The sequence below is a fragment of the Desulfosporosinus burensis genome, from assembly GCF_054657535.1.
On sequence record NZ_BAAHYN010000015.1, the window covers coordinates 98,625 to 115,810 of the forward strand.

The following is a 17,186-nucleotide window of genomic DNA, read 5'->3' on the forward strand; positions in this document are numbered from 1 at the left end:
AAACTTTTAATATTCCGAACTCTGATTCTATAAAAAGGAGGAAGTAAAATGGATAGTAAAAAAGGCATTATTTTTACGGGAGCAGTCATTGGGATTCTTGCTGTCATCCTAGTTCGCTTTGGTAATCCTGTGAACATGGGAATTTGTATCGCGTGCTTTATTCGGGACACAACGGGAGCCTTGGGATTACATCGCGCAGACGTTGTTCAGTACATACGTCCGGAAATTATCGGGATTGTCCTGGGAGCCTTTCTGATGACATTTGCTAAAAAAGAGTTTGATGTTCGAGGAGGCTCATCCCCTTTCATTCGATTTATTCTTGGTTTTGTAGTTATGATTGGTGCTTTAATGTTTTTAGGTTGTCCCCTCCGCATGGTCTTAAGGCTTGGGGGCGGTGACCTTAATGTCCTGTTTGGCCTAGCTGGTTTTGCAGCTGGGATTATCGTTGGCATTGTTTTCTTAAAAAGTGGGTTTAGTCTTAAGAGAACTTATAAACTGTCCAAACTAGAAGGTTACCTTTTTCCAATGATTAATGTCGGGCTTTTTGTCCTTCTCCTTGTAGCACCTGCCTTTATCTTCTTTAGTACCAAAGGTCCAGGAGCTGGGCATGCGCCAGTGTGGATTGCTCTTGCTGCAGGATTGATCGTCGGGGTCTTAGTACAACGAACAAGGTTATGCATGGTAGGTGGTATTCGAGATGCTATTCTTTTTAAAGATACTTATTTAATTTTAGGATTTATCTCAATCATTGTTTTTGCAAGCTTGGGAAATTTATACTTTGGTTTTTATAAACTCGGTTTTACTGGCCAATCCGTTGCACATGTTGATGGGTTATGGAATTTTCTAGGCATGGCACTCGCAGGATGGGGTTCTGTGCTTCTGGGAGGGTGCCCCTTAAGACAACTTATTCTAGCCGCTGAAGGAAATGTTGATTCTGTCATAACTGTTTTAGGGATGTCTGCTGGAGCTGCCTTTGCTCATAACTTTTCCCTTGCCGCAAGTGCTCAAGGTCCTTCCCCTAACGGAAAAATCGCGGTACTCATTGGTTTTGCTCTCTTACTTATAATTGCTTATTTCAACCTAGAAAAAGATGTGAAAGCAACTGTACAAGGAGGTGTTAAGATTGGCGCAAATTGATACAAGAGGAATGTCCTGTCCCCAACCAGTACTTATGACCAAGAAGGCGCTGGAAGTATGTTCGACTGAAGTAACTGTTCTAGTTGACAGCAAAACAGCAAAACTAAATGTGGAAAGATACTTGAACTTAACAGGCTACACTATTAATACTGTCGAACTCGATGGCGACACTAATACCTTTGAAATATCCGCGAAGAAATAGTATTATGAACTATATTGTGTTATTCTACACAAATTCTTCTGCTATAAAATTTGCAAAATTTATAAAAAAATCCAACTATATAGGAGAATTAATCCCTTTACCCCGCAAGTTGACTTCCAGTTGTGGTATGGGTGTAAAATTTCACTTTACCAGCGATCTTTCCGCGATTATTTCTGACGAAATCGAGAAGATTTATGCTGTTGAAGGGAATCAGTACAAATTAGTTTATCGTGCTGAGGAGTGAACTCAATAATTGTAAGAGCTTCGTTAAGCGACGAAGCTCTTATAAAAGGAATGGTGTCATGGACGGATTATACTTAGATAATGCAGCCACTTCTTTCCCTAAGGCTCCTGGTGTGGCTGATGCCGTAGCTGGATTTCTAACCAATAGTGGCTGTAATATTAACCGAGGGCTTTACACGGCATCATTTGAAGCTGCCAACATTGTCTATGAAACACGGGAACTTCTGTGTAGCCTGTTTAATTTTCCTAAACCAGAAAACGTGATTTTTACTAAAAATATTACAGAAAGTCTTAATGTTATCCTCAAAGGGTTATTGAAACCGGGAGATCATGTGATTGTTTCTTCCATGGAACATAACGCAGTTATGCGTCCCCTAGCTTCATTGGCTGAAAAAGGGGTTGAACTATCAACGGTTCTCTGTAATACCAAAGGGGAACTTCGCACCAGTGACTTATGCCTCCATATTAGGTCTAATACAAAAGCGGTTATTATGACGCATGCTTCCAATGTCAGTGGAACGATATTACCTTTAGAAGAAGTCGGCAAACTATGCCAGGAGCATAATCTGTTTTTTATCATTGATTGCGCACAGACAGCTGGTTTCTTAACCATAGACTTTATTAGACTAAAGGCCGATGCGTTAGCTTTTACAGGCCATAAAGGTCTCTTAGGACCCCAAGGAATAGGCGGCTTTTACCTTAACGATAAATTAGCCTCTCTGGTTGAACCCTTGATCGAAGGGGGAACAGGGAGCGCATCAGAGAGTGTTCTTCAACCAAATTATATGCCCGATCATTTTGAAGCGGGCACATTAAACTTGCCAGGTATTTACGGGCTTAATGCCTCACTTAAATACTTAAGCGCGGAAGGCATTACTACTATTAGAGAAAAAGAGCTTAATCTTGTTCACAGGTTTATACAAAATGTGCAAACTATTCCTGGTATTCAGCTCATTGGCCCCGACCAAAAACAAGACCGAACAGGGATTGCTTCTCTTAACTTTTTGAATCACGATAATGCAGAAGTTAGCTATCAATTATTTAAGGACTTTGGGATCATGACCCGTTGCGGCCTTCATTGTGCTCCAGCAGCCCATCACACGCTTGGTACGTTTCCGCATGGAACGATACGCTTTAGTTTCAGTCATTTTAATTCAATTCAGGATGTGGACTGTGTGATTAATTCATTAAGAAAGAACTTTTAGTATTTTATCGACAAATAATCTGCCCCAGGCAAGAGCCCTGATGCAGATTATTTTTTTTATTTCCAGAGATGCTGAACTCGGTTTAGTTGAATAATCCGGTTGAATTACTATCTTAACAGAACCTCGGGTTCCTGGGCCAAGGCCCTAGCAATGACGACTTTCTGCAGTTCCCCTCCGCTCAGTTCATCTAAGTAGCGAAGAGCAAATTCCCCCAGACCTGTTTTTGTTAATATTCCTTGCACCAACGCCAAATCCGACGCTGTCGCCTCCCACTTGATGTAGGGTTTGCGACCCAAGAGCACAGCGTCAAAGACGGTCTGACGGTTGCTCTCGTAGTTTTGCGCGACATACGCCATTTTAAGGGCTATTGCCAAGCGACTAAGCTTAGACACTTCCTGCCCCTCCAATAAGATACTTCCCTTTTTCGGTAATAAAATCTTGTTCAAGGTCTTGAGCAGCGTCGATTTTCCAGCGCCATTGTTCCCGAGGATTGATAGGAATTCCCCCCTCAGTACAGTAAAGCCTACATTCTCTAATATTGTTCGGCTACCATATCTAAATTCGATCCCATTCACTGATAAGATCATCGTAACTTAGACCCCCTCACCAGAAGATAGAGAAATAGTGGGGCCCCGAGAAAGGAAGTGACTGCCCCAACAGGCAAAACCACGGGCGCAATAATCCGCCTAGACAGGGTATCCGCAGCCAGAAGGAGCAAGGCACCCATCACCCCAGAAGCTGGAATAAGGAAGCGATTGTCCCCACCAATCAAGCGCTTCACGAGGTGTGGAGCCACTAGACCAATGAAGGCGATGATTCCCAAGAAGGAAACGACGGTGGCTGTAATCAAAGAGGCAAAAAACATCCCCCACTGTCTTGTTCTTTCCACGTTGACACCTAGGCCCTTGGCCGTTTCAGCCCCACTGTCCAGGGCATTGTAACTCCAAGATGCCCGCCCAATGTCGCCGAACGTCCAAAAGACGACGGCAGCTACATTAACATCATTGGTGAAATACTGCAAAAGCATAGTAGCTGCCGAAAAGAGAGATCCTAAAGCGACCCCAGCTAACACCATAGACTCCGGTGACACCCCCTTATATTGAGCCAGAAAGAGAATGATCATGGTCGTAAGCATTGCCGCTACGAAGGCTGTAATAGTGACAATATATGGGTTATTAATCAGCAACGCTCCTCCGCCTGTACTTGGAGTACTACCTGCTCCCCAGCCGATGATGGCTAACGCCGCCCCAAAGGCTGCGCCTTGAGCAATACCGAGGGTACTCGGAGATGCTAAGGGATTTCGAAGGATATTTTGCATGACCGCACCCGCCACCGCCAAACCTATCCCAGCGACCATCGCTGCCAACACCCTGGGCAAGCGGATTGACCAAATGATGATCTGAGAATGCCCCGGTACATTGCCGGGTTTTTCTTATAGTCCTCCGTAACTAACGCATACCCGCCTTCATCAAGGAACAAGATATCCGGATCCCAGCTGATGAGTTTCTCTTTGTCGTATTGTTCCACACACTCCGGACAGGCGATGCGCCCATCACGAACACTTGCACGCTGTTCCATTACACCCTCCCCGCAGAATGCACATTGCACCGATGGATTAAGTTTAGGGCCATGGGGCAGGTCATATGTGATTTCTCGCCAGACAAAATGCTCTTCTGGCGGAGCTTTTACTAGGTGCATGGAAATCTCTCCATGCACCTAGTAAAATTTCTCCGACTCAGCTGGGGTTGCCCTAACATTTTTTCAGGCTCATTAGGAGACCAAAATCATTAGTTCCGGAAATACTCCCCCATATGCTCCAATCAGTTTTAAGCATCTCTTATTATTTTGTTGGCATACCTAAGATAGTACTGGTAAGGTATTTTGTATACGAATGCCGTGGTTCCATGAAAATCTGTTGCTTGCTCCCTGTTTCTACCAGCTTTCCCTGATACATCACCGCAACTCGGTCGCTTACCGCTTGAACTACCTCTAAATCATGGGAGATAAAAAGCATGCCTATTGTATGCTCCTGCTGGAGTTTTTTTATCAAGCTCAAGATCTGGGCCTGCACGGAAACATCCAGCATGGAAGTGGGTTCATCTGCGACAATAAATTTAGGCTTAAGGGTCAGCACTCTGGCTATAGCGACACGCTGAGCCTGTCCTCCGCTGAGTTCGTGTGGGTAACGCTCCAAGTGTTCCTCTGAAAGACCCACCTCGTCCAGCAATTGCCTTACCCTTACCTTTTCCTCTGCCTTGCTTTTTACTAGCTTATACAGTTGCAGCGGTTCTGCCAGAGATTCCGCTATTTTCATACGAGGATGTAAGGATTGCTGAGGCTGCTGGAACACAATCTGCATCTCTCTTCTGAATTTCAAGAGCGCTGCTTGTGACATTCCTGTTAATTCCTGGCCTTCAAAGCGCACACTTCCGGATGTCGGCTGGATAAGCATCAGCAGGAGCCTAGCTACCGTAGATTTTCCACACCCGCTTTCTCCCACAAGCCCCAGCGTTTCTCCCTGTTGGACGCAGAAGTTGACCTCGTCGACGGCCTTGACCCCGCTTTTATTAAAGATTCCGACACTATACTCTTTGACAAGGTCTTTAACTTCGATCAGCATAAAAGCACCTCACATAATGGTTTACTCCAGTTTCTGTTATTTCCGGATGAAGCGAAGCACATTTAGGACAGGCCACTCGGCATCTGGGTTGAAACCTGCATCCTGGGGGAAGCAAGGAAAGGCTGGGACTGAAACCAGAAATAGGCTTAAAGCCTCTTCCTGGCAAAGAATCGATGAGGGATTGAGTGTAAGGGTGCCTGGGCTTTCTCAATATACCGGAAGATGAACCCATTTCCACGATTTCTCCAGCATACATCACGGCAATCCGATCTGCCAGTACAGCGGCAACCGAAAAATCGTGGGTGATCAGCATCATTGAGGAGCTATTCTCAGCGGCTTGTTCCCCCAGCAGATTCACGACTTCCTTCCTTAAAACCGCATCAAGGCCTTTCGTAGGCTCGTCCACTAGGATAAGATTCGGCTTACAAGCTACCCCCATTGACACCAACACCCTCTGCCGCATCCCACCACTCAGTTGATGAGGATAGTAGTTCATCCTTTTGGCCGGATCAGGGAGCTGCAAACGGCTAAACAGGTTTACTACGCTCTCTTGTGCTTCCAATTTTCCAACTTTTTTGTGAAGCTGTAGGACTTCCATGACTTGCCAACCAACTTTGAGCAGTGGATTAAGAGAGGTCGCCTGACTTTGGGGAATCATACCGATTTCCTGCCCTCGTAGTTTTCGCAATTCCTCTTCACTTGCTTCCAGGATTTCTAACCCTTTGTAGCGGATACTTCCTTCGCTCTGAGAATTCTTTGGTAAGAGGCGAAGAATGGAAAGGGCCAGGACAGATTTTCCGCAGCCAGTTTCTCCTATCAACGCCAGAACTTCCTGAGGATAGATATCAAGGGAGACATCGTCAACTGCTTTAACGACAGTCTCTTTCACTTGAAAATAGGTACTAAGGGCGCGGATGGAAAGTAACGGTGATGACGCCTGCATAGTTACCATGGAAACCCTCCCTTCTATGCTTAAACCTATTCAATGTACCCTTCCCGCAGCCGAGGGTCAAAATAATCCCTCAAGCTGTCCCCTAGTAAACTGAAGGCTAAAATGGTAACCATGAGCGCTAGACCCGGAAACAGGGTAACATGCGGCGCGGTCCTGATAAACTCTCTACCTTGGTTAATCATTGCTCCCCATTCTGCGTCCGGCGGTTGGGCACCCAGACCCAGAAAACTCAAGCTGGCCATAGACAACACGATCTGGGCAATATCCAACGAGGCCATGACGATCACAGGGGCAATGACGTTCGGTAAAATGTACTTAAAGAGTATTCTGACGGAACTGTTGCCCATCGCCCTGGCAGCTTCGACAAACTCGGACTGTTTCAAGGTCAATACCTCCGCCCTCACTAGTCTGGCATATCCCGTCCAGTGTACCAATGTCAGTGCAATTATGACGCTCCCCAATCCCGGACCCATGGATACGACCAGGGCCATGGCCAAAATAATACTGGGAAAGGCTAGTAAAACATCTACAAGGCGCATAATTAAGCTATCCACAAGGCCACCCTTATAGCCGGATATAAGCCCGAGTAGCACTCCTCCTATTCCACTGATGGCAACAATGATCGCCGCAGCAACCAAAGAGGTTCTTGTTCCTTGAATGATTCTGCTCAACACACACCTTCCTAAGGGATCTGTACCGCAAGGGTACTGGAAGGACGGTGGTTTCACCTTCTCAGTCAAGCTTACAGCGGTAGGATCATGAGGCATGATCAGCGGTGCCATTAACGCAATCAAAATGATTATGAGGACAACTGCAGCACTATAAACCAGCAGTTTGTCTTGCTTCACAAATCTAACAACACCCTTTTTATAACTTTTATCTACAGCAATAGTGGTATCCATTTAACTCTCCCTCCCATAGCGTATCCTCGGGTCCATCAACGCATAGGATAGATCTACTAGTAAATTCACGAGAGCGTAGGTCGTGGCGATCAGCAAGATACATCCTTGAACCATAGGAATATCTTTGGCAAAGATGGAATCTATCAACAGCTTTCCTATCCCCGGCCAGGCAAAGACGGTTTCTACAATCACCGATCCTCCCAGCATGTGACCAAATTGAAGCCCCACCACAGTGACCACCGGTAGAAAGGCATTTTTCAAGGCATGCTTGGAAACTACGCCCGTTTCATACAAGCCTTTGGCCCTAGCCGTCAGGATATAATCCTGACTCATCACGTCTAACATGCTCGAGCGCATAATCCGCATGGTCACTGCCCCCATACCTGCCGCAAGTGTCACACAGGGCAATACCAGGGAGGATACACTCCTAAATCCGGCCACCGGGAACAGGTCAAAACCGAGGGAAAAAATAATAATCAGCAAATAGGCCAGCCAGAAACTGGGCATAGACACGGCAAAAAGAGCACTGATTCGGCCAAGGTGGTCAAAAAAAGAGTTCCTCTTAACTGCACAAAGAATTCCAAGAGGAATAGCAATCAAGAGCGAGAGCGCAACGCTCAAGGCTGCCAGCAACGCTGTCGCCGGGAACCTCAGCCTGATGAGCTCTGCTACCGGAACTCTGTAAACGTAGGAATCTCCCAAATTCCCTTGAACTGCTTGTTTTATCCAGCGATAATACTGTTTATACAAGGGATCACTCAGCTTATACCGTGCTGTGATCTCAGTGATTTCCGCATCGGTTGGAATCTCTTCTAGACCAATGAAAGCATACTTCAATATAGTCACAGGTGTAGAACCCGGCGTCAAATGCAATATGCCAAAGGTAAGAATGGAAGCAGCAACAACCACAAGGATTGTTGCCGCCAAACGTTTGAGAATGAATCTCCACATTCTATTCTACTCCTTGATATTAACTTCATTCGTCAGCATATAATCATGAGCTGTGGGATTAAAGACAAAATTATTAACTTTGCTCTTCATTGCTGTAGCGACACCATAATAGGCAATCGGTAGTACGGGCTCTTCATCTTCCAGAATTTGCTGCACCCGCTTGGATAGATCATATTTTTCTTTTTGATCATCCACAACCATACATTGATCAATTAATTTATCAATCTCTGCATTGTTATAACCGATAACTTTATTATTTTTTGAATGATATAAAATATTCAGATGATAGGATGGAGAAGGAATCATCGCTGTTGCGAAGGCACTCATTTTCATATCCCATTTTCCCTTGGAGGCAATTTCAGTCATCGCTGTACTATCCATAATCTCAGTTTTTAGATCAATACCAACTTTTTTAAACTGGGCCTGCACCGCTTCGGCCATCGGAGGAAGTCCCGGCCTTTGAGGATAAGTCATAAGTGTAATTTTCATCGGCTTTCCGTTTTTATCGACAATACCGTCTCCATCCGAATCTTTCCAACCTGCTTCAGTAAGAAGCTGTTTGGCTTTTTCAGGATCATAAGGATACCCTTTTAGAGTCTCATTTGTCCAAGCCATTCCAGGCATATAGGGCCCCTTGGCAGCAGCACCGCATCCGAAAAGTACGTTTTTCACTATACTTTCCCTATCGACCGCATAACTCATAGCTTTCCTTACATTGACATCGTTAAAAGGTGCTTCATTTAGATTCATTTCGATAATATACGTCCTAGCCGTTTTATCCAGCTGCACCTTGAGCCCATTCACCTTTCCCAGCCTCTCCAGTTCATTATAGGGCGGATCACAGGTAAAATCGATTTCACCCTTTTCCAAAGCAAGCGCCCGCGTATTAGGATCGGGTAACGCACGAATTTCAAGTTTGTCCAGCTTGGAAACAGTCCCCCAATATTGTGTATTCTTGGACATCTTCATGTCCCCAGTTGATGGGTCAAATTGATCCAACTTGAACGATCCTGTACCAATGGGTTTTATCAGCTTCCCATCTTTATCGACTGAGCTTGAAGCAATAATAGAAGTGCCTGCATAATGCAGTGAAGCGGGTAAGTCACTGTTAGGGGTTGTCGTTGTAATTACAACGGTCGTATCATTCTCAGCTTCCACTGTTTTAATCTTGGTGAAACTTAGAATCTGAGGATTTATGGTGATCGCTCTCATGAGCGACCACTTTACTGCTTCCGCATTCAGAGGAGTGCCATCATGAAACTTAACTTCTTTACGCAAAGTGAACTTCCATGTATTAGGGGCAATTCTCTTCCATTCTGTAGCAAGATTAGGTTCCAACTCAAAATTTGGTTTTGTTCCCACCAGTGATTCTGTAATCAACGCTTTTTCCATGGTTAATGTGCCATTAGTCGCAGGATCAATGTTGTTAATTTTCCACATTTCGCCAACCACCAATGTTTGATTTCCAGAACTAACCGCCTTAGTCCCACAGCCGGATGTACTCAGGGTCAATAACACCACTAGAATACAAAGTACAATGGATAGACTTCTTTTTTTCATACTTTCTCTTTCCTCCTCGTTCATTTAACAGTTGTTACAACAAATCTCTGATAGTAGCCATATTTCAGATTATCCAGCAGGCCATGAGCACGAGGGTCTTTAAAACTCACAGTTTCTGCTTCTTTCATTCCTAGTGCTCTTAGAATCCTTAAGTCTGCCTCTGGGCGTTTTTGACCGCGCATGGGAAGGTTCTTCTCAAAATCACGTAGCCCGTGGGATTTACTTGAGGAGTTTGCACCTTCAGTTAAGCGCACGGTAATATTTGCCACTACTTTCCAGATCATTTTCCATGGACTGAAATGATTCCAGTCGCCATCAATGATCACCAACTTTCCACCGGGCTTTAGTACCCTCGCCCATTCGGCAGCAGCTTTTTCAGGGTCCGACATTGTCCAAAACACATGACGGTTTATCACCGCATCAAATACATTATTCTCAAAGGGAAGTTCGTCAGCATCGCCATATTGGAATTTTACATCTAGCTTTTGACGGTCCGCTTTCTCTCTAGCATGCGCGAGCATTTCCTCAGCAACATCTACTCCGGTCACACTATGCCCATATTCGGCCAGCAATAGAGCAATAAACCCCGTCCCAGTGCCTACATCCAGTATTTTTATTTGTTTTTCCCCCACAGCCTTGACCAAAATGTTCTGCCATGCTTTTTTTTCTCGTTCGGAATGGATACCATGCCCCGGGCATTGGTCAAACTTCTCTGCTGTGTCGTTCCACCTCTGTCGGATTTTCTCTTTAACTTCGTTCACCTGCCTGCTCAACTTTTCATCTCCTCCCTAGCTATTTGGGCTCTTGCAAGAGCATTGACTGACAAAAGATAGACTGATCCTTTTAGTCATTATATTTTTGAATATCACCCCTCTGTTAAAATCGTGCCTATATAGACTCGATTTCGAATACCGTAATAAAAAAGTGTCACCACGGCACCCATGTGAGACATCGGTGACAAAGTAAGATAGATATGAGAAGGTATAATGAAAAAGGCCATGAAAAGTCTGACCAGACTACTGTCAGGTCAAGACCTCCATGGCCACACAATTTATGTAATTATAAAAGCTTTTAATCCAATAACTGCAACACCCGCTGTTGCCATCCTCATGCGCACTACAAGTTAAATATGGAGTCTAGTATACTCAAAATATTACCCCTAAATAAAATAAAACCCAAAAAAGCGCTTCTAGAGCAACTTCTTTGGGTCCATCCCAAAAATAAAAACACTTAAGTAAAATTCCGACAAAAGCCTTCATGACTTCCCTTAATAGTATATGTATCATATTTCATCCTTGTTAGTCAATAGTTAAAAATGTATTATTCATGAATACACGTTTACATGAAAGCAGAACCTTCCTGTTATGGGAGTAATTTAACTTCTCTATTCTTCAAATTCTTCCCTGCCTCATCTCTACCACCCGATCGGACATCCAGTCCACAACCTCTCTATCGTGAGAAATGAAAAGATAGGAAAGTTGCCGCGTTTTTTGCAGGTCTTTCAAAATGTGCAAGATTTGTGCCTGTACCGAAACATCCAACATAGAGGTAGCTTCATCCAGAACAAGTACCCGCGGTTGTAACATCAGCGCGCGACAGATGGAGAGACGCTGGATTTCGCCGCCGCTCACCTGATGTGGATAGCGTTCTAACAGGGAATCGTTCAGCTTTACCTGCTCAAGAACCTGGGAGAGCTTTTCGTGGGCGGATACTTTTTCATAAAGGCGAAAGATTTTAAGCGGTTCGAGTACGCTGTCTCTTAGTTTTATGACTGGATTAAAAAAGGATTCCGGGCGCTGGGAAATAAGTTGAACCTCGCCGCGGAAGGGAAGCAACGCTTTACCTTTTAGCAGCGTTATATTCTCACCCTTGTAGACCACTCCGCCGCCATCGCTTGGAATCAACCGTAACAGAATACGAGCTAAAGTGCTTTTGCCACAACCGCTAGGTCCTATCAGACCAAGGGTTTCCCCCCTATCAATTTGCAAGCTGACATTGTCGAGTGCCAAAAAGGACTTGCGTCCCCAACCCCTGCGAAAAGTCTTACAAATTTCGCGGGCTTCAAGCATACAAAAAGCACCTCACAATCCTGCCGCCGTGTTCATAAGAATTTGGCTTTTCCACCGTACAGCGCACAGTACGATGTATACAGCGAGGCGCAAATTTGCAACCATTAAAGCTTTCTCCGGGTGCCGGGGGCATGCCTAACATGGGCTTCATCCCATTTTGAGGAAGTGAGGCAAGAAACGCCTGCGTATAGGGATGCAGCGGAGTTTTCAGAACATCCTGCCCCATTTCCAGAATTTCTCCGCTGTACATCACTGCCACACAGTCGCACAGCTTTTCAGCCAACACAAGGTCATGGGTAATGACAATCATTCCGTCCACGCCGTGCAGTTTCATCGAAACAAGCGTTTCATAGACCTGCTCGCGGAGATCCCAGTCAAGGCCCTTGGTCGGTTCATCCGCCAGTACCCAGCGTGGTGAACAAGAAGTACCGATGGCACACAGTACGCGTTGCTGCATACCGCCGCTCAGTTCAAACGGATAGGAACGCAAAATACGCCCCGGATCATCAAAGCCGAAGCTGCGCAGCAGACTTTCCGCCTTTAGCCTGCGGCTTTTTGCGTTTTTATCTACTATCATCAGTGCTTCGTCAAGTTGAGCGCCAATCCGCCTCACAGGATTGAGCGAATCGCTTGGATTCTGCGGGATTAGACCGATTTTCTTTCCACGCAGGGTACGCAGCTGTCGGAGCGAAGCTTTTGCAATGTTAATCCCGCAATAAAAGATGTCGCCGCCCACCAGTGCATAGGAAGGCAGCAAGCCGAGGACTGCAAGTCCGAGGACCGATTTTCCGCAGCCGCTCTCTCCGATGAGTCCGGTAATTTGTCCACTGCGAAAGGTAGCGAAAACATGGTCAACTGCTTTAACCGAACCAGAAGAAACCGCAAAATGTACGGTGGCATCCTGAATAACAATGTCATTGGAATTGGCTTCTAGCATTCGCGCACCTCTTCATTTTTTATGTCAAAATGATCGCGCAGAACGTCGCCCAGCATATTGATAGCAAGCAGTAGTAAAAAAATACACAGCCCCGGCACAAGAATTAGATGAGGAGAACTGCGGTAATGAAGACGCGCATCATTAATCATAACACTCCAGTCAGGTGTGGGCGGTTGAACGCCTAAACCTAAAAAGCTCAGCGAGGCGATAGACAACACACTGCGTCCCACCCGGATTGTAAAAAGAATAATAGTATTATTGATCATATTAGGAAGGATATGACGAAAGATCAAACGCCTATTACTACTTCCTAGACAGCGCATTGCCTCTATATAGGGCTCCTCTCGCAAGCGCAATACCTCGGTGCGCACAATTCGGGAAAATCCTGCCCACGAGGTGAGTATCAAAGCCAGCAGAAGACTCTGGATGCTCGGGCCCATCACACCTGCAATAGCGATCATCAGGCAGGTTCCGGGCAAACCCTGAAAAATATTGGTAAGTGCTGTGAGGCACCAGTCCGCCGCACCTCCATAGTAACCCGCAATCATTCCCAAGATCATACCGAGGAACATGGAGAGAACCGTCGCCATCAGCGCAAGCAGCATAGAAATTCTACCCCCGTACAGAACGCGGCTTAGCATATCCCGCCCCAGCGCGTCGGTTCCCAGAGGATGTTCTAAGGACGGTCCCTCCAGACGTACTGACATCTCCGTGGTATTCGGCGAATAGGGCGCGATCAACGGTGCTAAGACGCTGGAAAGGATGATCACAGACAGAAGCAGCACGGCAATGATGCCTTGCGCTTTTCCCTTGTTCTTCAATAGCTGCTCCCTCCCAGCCTGATTTTCGGATTCAGCACCAAGCTGATTAAATCTACCGCCAGTGTGACAGCTACAAAAAGGAATCCAGTCAGTAAAACATAACCTTGAAGGGCTGGATAATTACGCATGTATATAGCGTCGATGGCATAGCTCCCCACGCCTGGAAGCGCAAAGATAGTTTCTACAACAACCGAGCCGCCCAGGATTCCACCAAAATAATTGCCCAACAGCGTAATGACAGGCACAATGGCGTTTGGCAGGGCGTTTCGCACAATAACACGATATTTACTGATTCCTTTGGCGTTAGCGGCAAGAAAATATTGTTTCCCAAATTCACCCAGAAGTGCAGAACGCGTCAGGCGCGCAGCTGTTGCGGTAGTGGCGCAGGAAAGCACTATTGCCGGCATTAACATATATTTAGCTCCGCCTGTACCGCTGGTGGGTAGCCAGCCAAGGAACTCAGCGAACAGAAGCACCATCAAAATGGCAAGCCAAAAACCCGGAATGGAAAGCATTATATTGGTTAGTCCTTTGATGCAATGGTCAAGCGGGCTGTCTTTATATGCCGCAGACAACATGCCTATTAGGATTCCACCTACACAGGTTAGCAGCATGGCATATCCTGCCAGCTTTAGGGTTACCGGCAAGCGCCGAGCAAGCTCTTCACTCACTGGTTCGCTAGTGGCGTATGAGTTGCCGAGGTCACCGTGCAGTGCGTTTTTTACCCAGCGAATATACTGTACGGGCAGCGGATCGTTAAGTCCCATCTCTTCCCGCATCACGGCAATCTGTTCCGGCCTCGCCTCGGACATGCCGCCCTGACTCAGCGCAATTTCCGCCGGATCGCCGGGGGAAATAACCCCCAGCGTAAAGGCAATCAGAGAAATACCCAGTAGAACTGGAACCAGCGATGCAATTTTTTGCAAGATATACCTGCTCATTGCCTATTCAGCCCAGGCAACATTCGGCAGTTCCAAACCGTAAGATTTCGCCTCATAACCAGTCAGTTTGCTACTGTAAGCCATCAAGGTCACATCGTTAAACAGAGGAATGACCGGAAGCTCCGCGGCGGAAATCTGCTGGAGCTGATTATAGATTTCTTTGCGCTTTTCCATATCGAGAGTGACTGCCGCCTCTTTCATCAGTTTCTCAACCTCAGGGTTTTTGTAACCGAGACTGTAATTCTTATTCTGGTCACCGCTGGTAAGCATAAAGCGGTTGAAGATGGTGAAGGGCTCGCTGTTGGAGAGTCCCTGCTGTAGACGGGCAAGATTGTAGTTGCCTGATTTCATTTCCTCTTTCATGGTAGCATACTCCAAGGGTTGAATCTTAACATCCAGCCCGATATCCGAAAGCCAAGCTGCAATCAGCTCCGCCTCTGCTTTCTGGGTAGACTCGCTGCCGTTTATCATATAGACAATTTCACAACGTTTATCACCCAGTACCTCTTTGGCAAGCGCTTTGGCTTTTTCCAGATTCTCCTCTACAGGAATTCCCTTATAAAATGGAGTGCTATAATTAAGGATATTGGTAGTAGGAGAACCAAACCCGCAGTATAGGTCAGTTACGATGGACTGGCGGTTGAGAGCAAGGCTGACAGCCTGACGCATACGCAGATCATTGAACGGGAACTTGGTTCCATTAACTCCCAGAAAACGAATCATCGTGGATTTATTCGTCGTCAATGCAAAGTCAGAGTCGTTTTTAAGCTCTACGGCGAGCGAAGCAGGAATTGCGTTTAGATCTAGTACGCCCATAATCTCACCGGATTTTAAGGCAGAAAAGCGAGTATCCGCATCAGGAATGACTTTAACCCGAATGGATTTTGCTTTGGCCTTTTCGCCATAGTAATTATCATTACGCTCCAGCAGAACATATTGGTCCTTCACGTTCTCAACAATTTTAAAAGGGCCAGTACCTTGGGCAATACCGTTAAAATTCCCTTCCTTATCAAAGCATTTAGGGCTGTACATGGCACTCCCGAAGTTCACCATATTGTAGATCTGAGTGGGTGAAGGATTCTTAAAGGTGAGTTTAAAGGTATAATCGTCCACCTTGGAGTATTCTTTCAACCCAGGATAGTTGGAATTGATATCCAGCGGGTAGAAAGAGGACTTCTTAACGCCCAACTTCATACGGTCAAAGTTTGCGACGACCGCATCCGCATTGAACCCTTCGCCGTCGTGAAACTGGACGCCCTTGCGTAGATGGAAGGTCCATTCCTTACCATCCTTGGACATTTCCCAGCTTTTGGCAAGACCAGGCACAGGGGATGCCTTGTCGTCCTGCTTGACGAGCGGTTCCCAGACATAGAGAATGGTGCTGCAATAGTAACCATCTTTTTCACCGGGGGCAAGGTTGCGGTAACCTCCAAGGACAATTTCAGCGTCCCTGTCCACAACTGAAGGCGACTTGGACGAATCGGCTGCAGTGCCCGTAGGGTTGGATTTGCTACAGCCTGCAATGGATAACGCCATTAGGACGGACAAGCAAAGTGCCAACACCCGTTTCAAGTTGGTTTTGAAAAAAAAGTTCATAGATATCCTCCTCTTGATATTTCTAAAGTCTTCACTATGTGTACTGAAAACTTTGAAAGCAGTTATTTGTACCAGTAAAGCAACTCCGAGCGAAATTTGTGACGACAACGGTATTTTCCATTTTCAAAGTGGTAATAGCGCTGCAAAATCTCCATTACCGCCTTTTCATCATAGCGCGCAGCAATGTAAGAAACCGCACGATTCAGTATCTCATGAAAGGTGTCATAAGCATATTCGCGCTCATTGGAAATACTGATGCATTCAGCACAAATTCCAAGTCCGTGAAGTACTTTTTCTAAGTCTCGACAATCCATCCGTGTGTAGCGCACGGGAAGCCGCAGTTCCTGTTCAAAATCGGGGAGATACGGCTGTTCCGGACTTTCGTTCACTCCGATGATGCAAAGCCTGTCAGCACTTTCATTAATCTTGCCAAGGCAATGCTCAATTTCGGCCATTCGATAAAAACAGTTATAAGCAAAAACCACGTCACATTGCGGAGGTGTACAATCCTCCCATTTGCCATAAAGTGTTGTAATGTTTTGCACATTTTTCTCCGACGCTATCCTTTGTACATATTCTAGTACATCTTTGGAAATATCAATACACGTATACTGCTGGCAAATTGCTGCAAGACGCAGCGAATAATTGCCCCAACCCGGTCCGATTTCCAGGATAGATTTAGCATCCACATTTTGAATCAGCCCGCATACCTCGTCAGCAATCTTAACTGAGTACTCATCCGGCTGATAGACGGATTTTTGAGCCAAATATCGTTTCCAGAAATCCTTTTCCGCCTCATCGCTGATAGCTCGCTCGCTGTATCCTCCATTTGGCAGTCGCATCGCCTGTCTCCACTGTTCACCATAGTCATTATGTAACCCACTTTTCATATTGTTCCTCCATTTTGCAATCATCAGGGAGTCTCAACCGATTGGTCAAGAGGCTAATAATACGTCCTCTATCGCTCGTAGAGTATTGGCATGTAGCATTCATGACTCCTATTAAAAAATAAAGAGACAACCTCACATCACTAATCCCTTTTATGTACAA

18 protein-coding genes and 1 pseudogene are annotated in these 17,186 nt (G+C 45.8%); 4 read left to right on the top strand and 15 right to left on the bottom strand.

Annotated features, from left to right (window positions below):
• Positions 1-48 precede the first annotated feature (48 nt).
• Genes yedE through ACYQ3Q_RS23205 form a run of 4 tightly spaced genes read left to right on the top strand, consistent with a single transcriptional unit; the run spans position 49 to position 2,787 of the window.
• A complete protein-coding gene (yedE, locus tag ACYQ3Q_RS23190) occupies positions 49-1,137 on the top strand; it encodes a YedE family putative selenium transporter (protein ID WP_459930822.1) in 1,089 nt (362 codons plus the stop codon).
• Entirely contained in the window at positions 1,115-1,339 is a 225-nt protein-coding gene (locus ACYQ3Q_RS23195) for a sulfurtransferase TusA family protein (protein WP_348983067.1), read from the top strand. The genes yedE and ACYQ3Q_RS23195 overlap by 23 nt, the downstream gene beginning before the upstream one ends.
• A 4-nt stretch (positions 1,340-1,343) precedes the next feature.
• A complete protein-coding gene (locus tag ACYQ3Q_RS23200; RefSeq protein WP_045575710.1) occupies positions 1,344-1,583 on the top strand; it encodes a putative Se/S carrier protein in 240 nt (79 codons plus the stop codon).
• 58 nt (positions 1,584-1,641) lie between these two features.
• Positions 1,642-2,787 (top strand): aminotransferase class V-fold PLP-dependent enzyme, encoded by a 1,146-nt coding sequence (locus ACYQ3Q_RS23205; protein ID WP_459930823.1) that lies wholly within the window; start codon positions 1,642-1,644, stop codon positions 2,785-2,787.
• Between the two features lie 107 nt (positions 2,788-2,894).
• Here ACYQ3Q_RS23205 and ACYQ3Q_RS23210 read toward each other — a convergent pair whose 3' ends face one another.
• The 15 genes and pseudogenes from ACYQ3Q_RS23210 to ACYQ3Q_RS23280 form a co-directional block, all read right to left on the bottom strand.
• Entirely contained in the window at positions 2,895-3,374 is a 480-nt protein-coding gene (locus ACYQ3Q_RS23210; RefSeq protein ID WP_459930824.1) for an ABC transporter ATP-binding protein, read from the bottom strand.
• Positions 3,371-4,210, bottom strand: a pseudogene (locus tag ACYQ3Q_RS23215) (FecCD family ABC transporter permease); the annotation flags it as partial. The pseudogene ACYQ3Q_RS23215 and the gene ACYQ3Q_RS23210, both read right to left, overlap by 4 nt.
• A complete protein-coding gene (locus ACYQ3Q_RS23220; protein WP_459930825.1) occupies positions 4,129-4,485 on the bottom strand; it encodes a hypothetical protein in 357 nt (118 codons plus the stop codon). The gene ACYQ3Q_RS23220 and the pseudogene ACYQ3Q_RS23215, both read right to left, overlap by 82 nt.
• A gap of 142 nt (positions 4,486-4,627) precedes the next feature.
• Positions 4,628-5,407, bottom strand: a complete 780-nt coding sequence (locus ACYQ3Q_RS23225) for an ATP-binding cassette domain-containing protein (protein WP_459930826.1) — start codon at positions 5,405-5,407, stop codon at positions 4,628-4,630.
• Positions 5,391-6,359, bottom strand: coding sequence for an ABC transporter ATP-binding protein (locus ACYQ3Q_RS23230; RefSeq protein ID WP_459930827.1), 969 nt, complete (start codon positions 6,357-6,359; stop codon positions 5,391-5,393). Before ACYQ3Q_RS23230 ends, ACYQ3Q_RS23225 begins: the two co-directional genes overlap by 17 nt.
• A gap of 26 nt (positions 6,360-6,385) precedes the next feature.
• The gene (gene nikC, locus ACYQ3Q_RS23235; protein WP_459930828.1) at positions 6,386-7,261 is read right to left on the bottom strand and encodes a nickel transporter permease; all 876 of its coding nucleotides are present in this window, start codon (positions 7,259-7,261) and stop codon (positions 6,386-6,388) included.
• A complete protein-coding gene (locus tag ACYQ3Q_RS23240) occupies positions 7,262-8,212 on the bottom strand; it encodes an ABC transporter permease (RefSeq protein ID WP_459930829.1) in 951 nt (316 codons plus the stop codon). It lies immediately after the preceding gene.
• Between the two features lie 6 nt (positions 8,213-8,218).
• Complete coding sequence (locus tag ACYQ3Q_RS23245) at positions 8,219-9,772, bottom strand: ABC transporter substrate-binding protein (protein WP_459930830.1); 1,554 nt, start codon at positions 9,770-9,772, stop codon at positions 8,219-8,221.
• 20 nt (positions 9,773-9,792) lie between these two features.
• A complete protein-coding gene (locus ACYQ3Q_RS23250) occupies positions 9,793-10,545 on the bottom strand; it encodes a class I SAM-dependent methyltransferase (protein WP_459930831.1) in 753 nt (250 codons plus the stop codon).
• 618 nt (positions 10,546-11,163) lie between these two features.
• Complete coding sequence (locus ACYQ3Q_RS23255; protein ID WP_459930832.1) at positions 11,164-11,841, bottom strand: ABC transporter ATP-binding protein; 678 nt, start codon at positions 11,839-11,841, stop codon at positions 11,164-11,166.
• Entirely contained in the window at positions 11,834-12,778 is a 945-nt protein-coding gene (locus tag ACYQ3Q_RS23260) for an ABC transporter ATP-binding protein (RefSeq protein WP_459930833.1), read from the bottom strand. The genes ACYQ3Q_RS23255 and ACYQ3Q_RS23260 overlap by 8 nt, the downstream gene beginning before the upstream one ends.
• Positions 12,772-13,599, bottom strand: a complete 828-nt coding sequence (locus tag ACYQ3Q_RS23265) for an ABC transporter permease (RefSeq protein ID WP_459930834.1) — start codon at positions 13,597-13,599, stop codon at positions 12,772-12,774. Before ACYQ3Q_RS23265 ends, ACYQ3Q_RS23260 begins: the two co-directional genes overlap by 7 nt.
• Positions 13,596-14,540, bottom strand: a complete 945-nt coding sequence (locus tag ACYQ3Q_RS23270; protein WP_459930835.1) for an ABC transporter permease — start codon at positions 14,538-14,540, stop codon at positions 13,596-13,598. The genes ACYQ3Q_RS23265 and ACYQ3Q_RS23270 overlap by 4 nt, the downstream gene beginning before the upstream one ends.
• A gap of 3 nt (positions 14,541-14,543) precedes the next feature.
• The gene (locus tag ACYQ3Q_RS23275) at positions 14,544-16,136 is read right to left on the bottom strand and encodes an ABC transporter substrate-binding protein (protein ID WP_459930836.1); all 1,593 of its coding nucleotides are present in this window, start codon (positions 16,134-16,136) and stop codon (positions 14,544-14,546) included.
• A 62-nt stretch (positions 16,137-16,198) separates the two neighbouring features.
• Positions 16,199-17,026 carry a class I SAM-dependent methyltransferase gene (locus ACYQ3Q_RS23280; protein WP_459930837.1) on the bottom strand — a complete coding sequence of 276 codons (828 nt, stop codon included), beginning with the start codon at positions 17,024-17,026 and terminating at the stop codon, positions 16,199-16,201.
• Positions 17,027-17,186 lie beyond the last annotated feature (160 nt).

Bases quoted from the DNA above. Each gene is read 5' to 3' on its own strand.
- yedE (WP_459930822.1), top strand. From the start codon at position 49: ATGGATAGTAAAAAAGGCATTATTTTTACGGGAGCAGTCATTGGGATT.
- ACYQ3Q_RS23200 (WP_045575710.1), top strand. From the start codon at position 1,344: ATGAACTATATTGTGTTATTCTACACAAATTCTTCTGCTATAAAATTT.
- ACYQ3Q_RS23205 (WP_459930823.1), top strand. From the start codon at position 1,642: ATGGACGGATTATACTTAGATAATGCAGCCACTTCTTTCCCTAAGGCT.
- ACYQ3Q_RS23210 (WP_459930824.1), bottom strand. From the start codon at position 3,374: ATGATCTTATCAGTGAATGGGATCGAATTTAGATATGGTAGCCGAACA.
- ACYQ3Q_RS23220 (WP_459930825.1), bottom strand. From the start codon at position 4,485: ATGCACCTAGTAAAAGCTCCGCCAGAAGAGCATTTTGTCTGGCGAGAA.
- ACYQ3Q_RS23225 (WP_459930826.1), bottom strand. From the start codon at position 5,407: ATGCTGATCGAAGTTAAAGACCTTGTCAAAGAGTATAGTGTCGGAATC.
- ACYQ3Q_RS23230 (WP_459930827.1), bottom strand. From the start codon at position 6,359: ATGGTAACTATGCAGGCGTCATCACCGTTACTTTCCATCCGCGCCCTT.
- nikC (WP_459930828.1), bottom strand. From the start codon at position 7,261: ATGGATACCACTATTGCTGTAGATAAAAGTTATAAAAAGGGTGTTGTT.
- ACYQ3Q_RS23240 (WP_459930829.1), bottom strand. From the start codon at position 8,212: ATGTGGAGATTCATTCTCAAACGTTTGGCGGCAACAATCCTTGTGGTT.
- ACYQ3Q_RS23245 (WP_459930830.1), bottom strand. From the start codon at position 9,772: ATGAAAAAAAGAAGTCTATCCATTGTACTTTGTATTCTAGTGGTGTTA.
- ACYQ3Q_RS23255 (WP_459930832.1), bottom strand. From the start codon at position 11,841: ATGCTTGAAGCCCGCGAAATTTGTAAGACTTTTCGCAGGGGTTGGGGA.
- ACYQ3Q_RS23260 (WP_459930833.1), bottom strand. From the start codon at position 12,778: ATGCTAGAAGCCAATTCCAATGACATTGTTATTCAGGATGCCACCGTA.
- ACYQ3Q_RS23270 (WP_459930835.1), bottom strand. From the start codon at position 14,540: ATGAGCAGGTATATCTTGCAAAAAATTGCATCGCTGGTTCCAGTTCTA.
- ACYQ3Q_RS23275 (WP_459930836.1), bottom strand. From the start codon at position 16,136: ATGAACTTTTTTTTCAAAACCAACTTGAAACGGGTGTTGGCACTTTGC.
- ACYQ3Q_RS23280 (WP_459930837.1), bottom strand. From the start codon at position 17,026: ATGAAAAGTGGGTTACATAATGACTATGGTGAACAGTGGAGACAGGCG.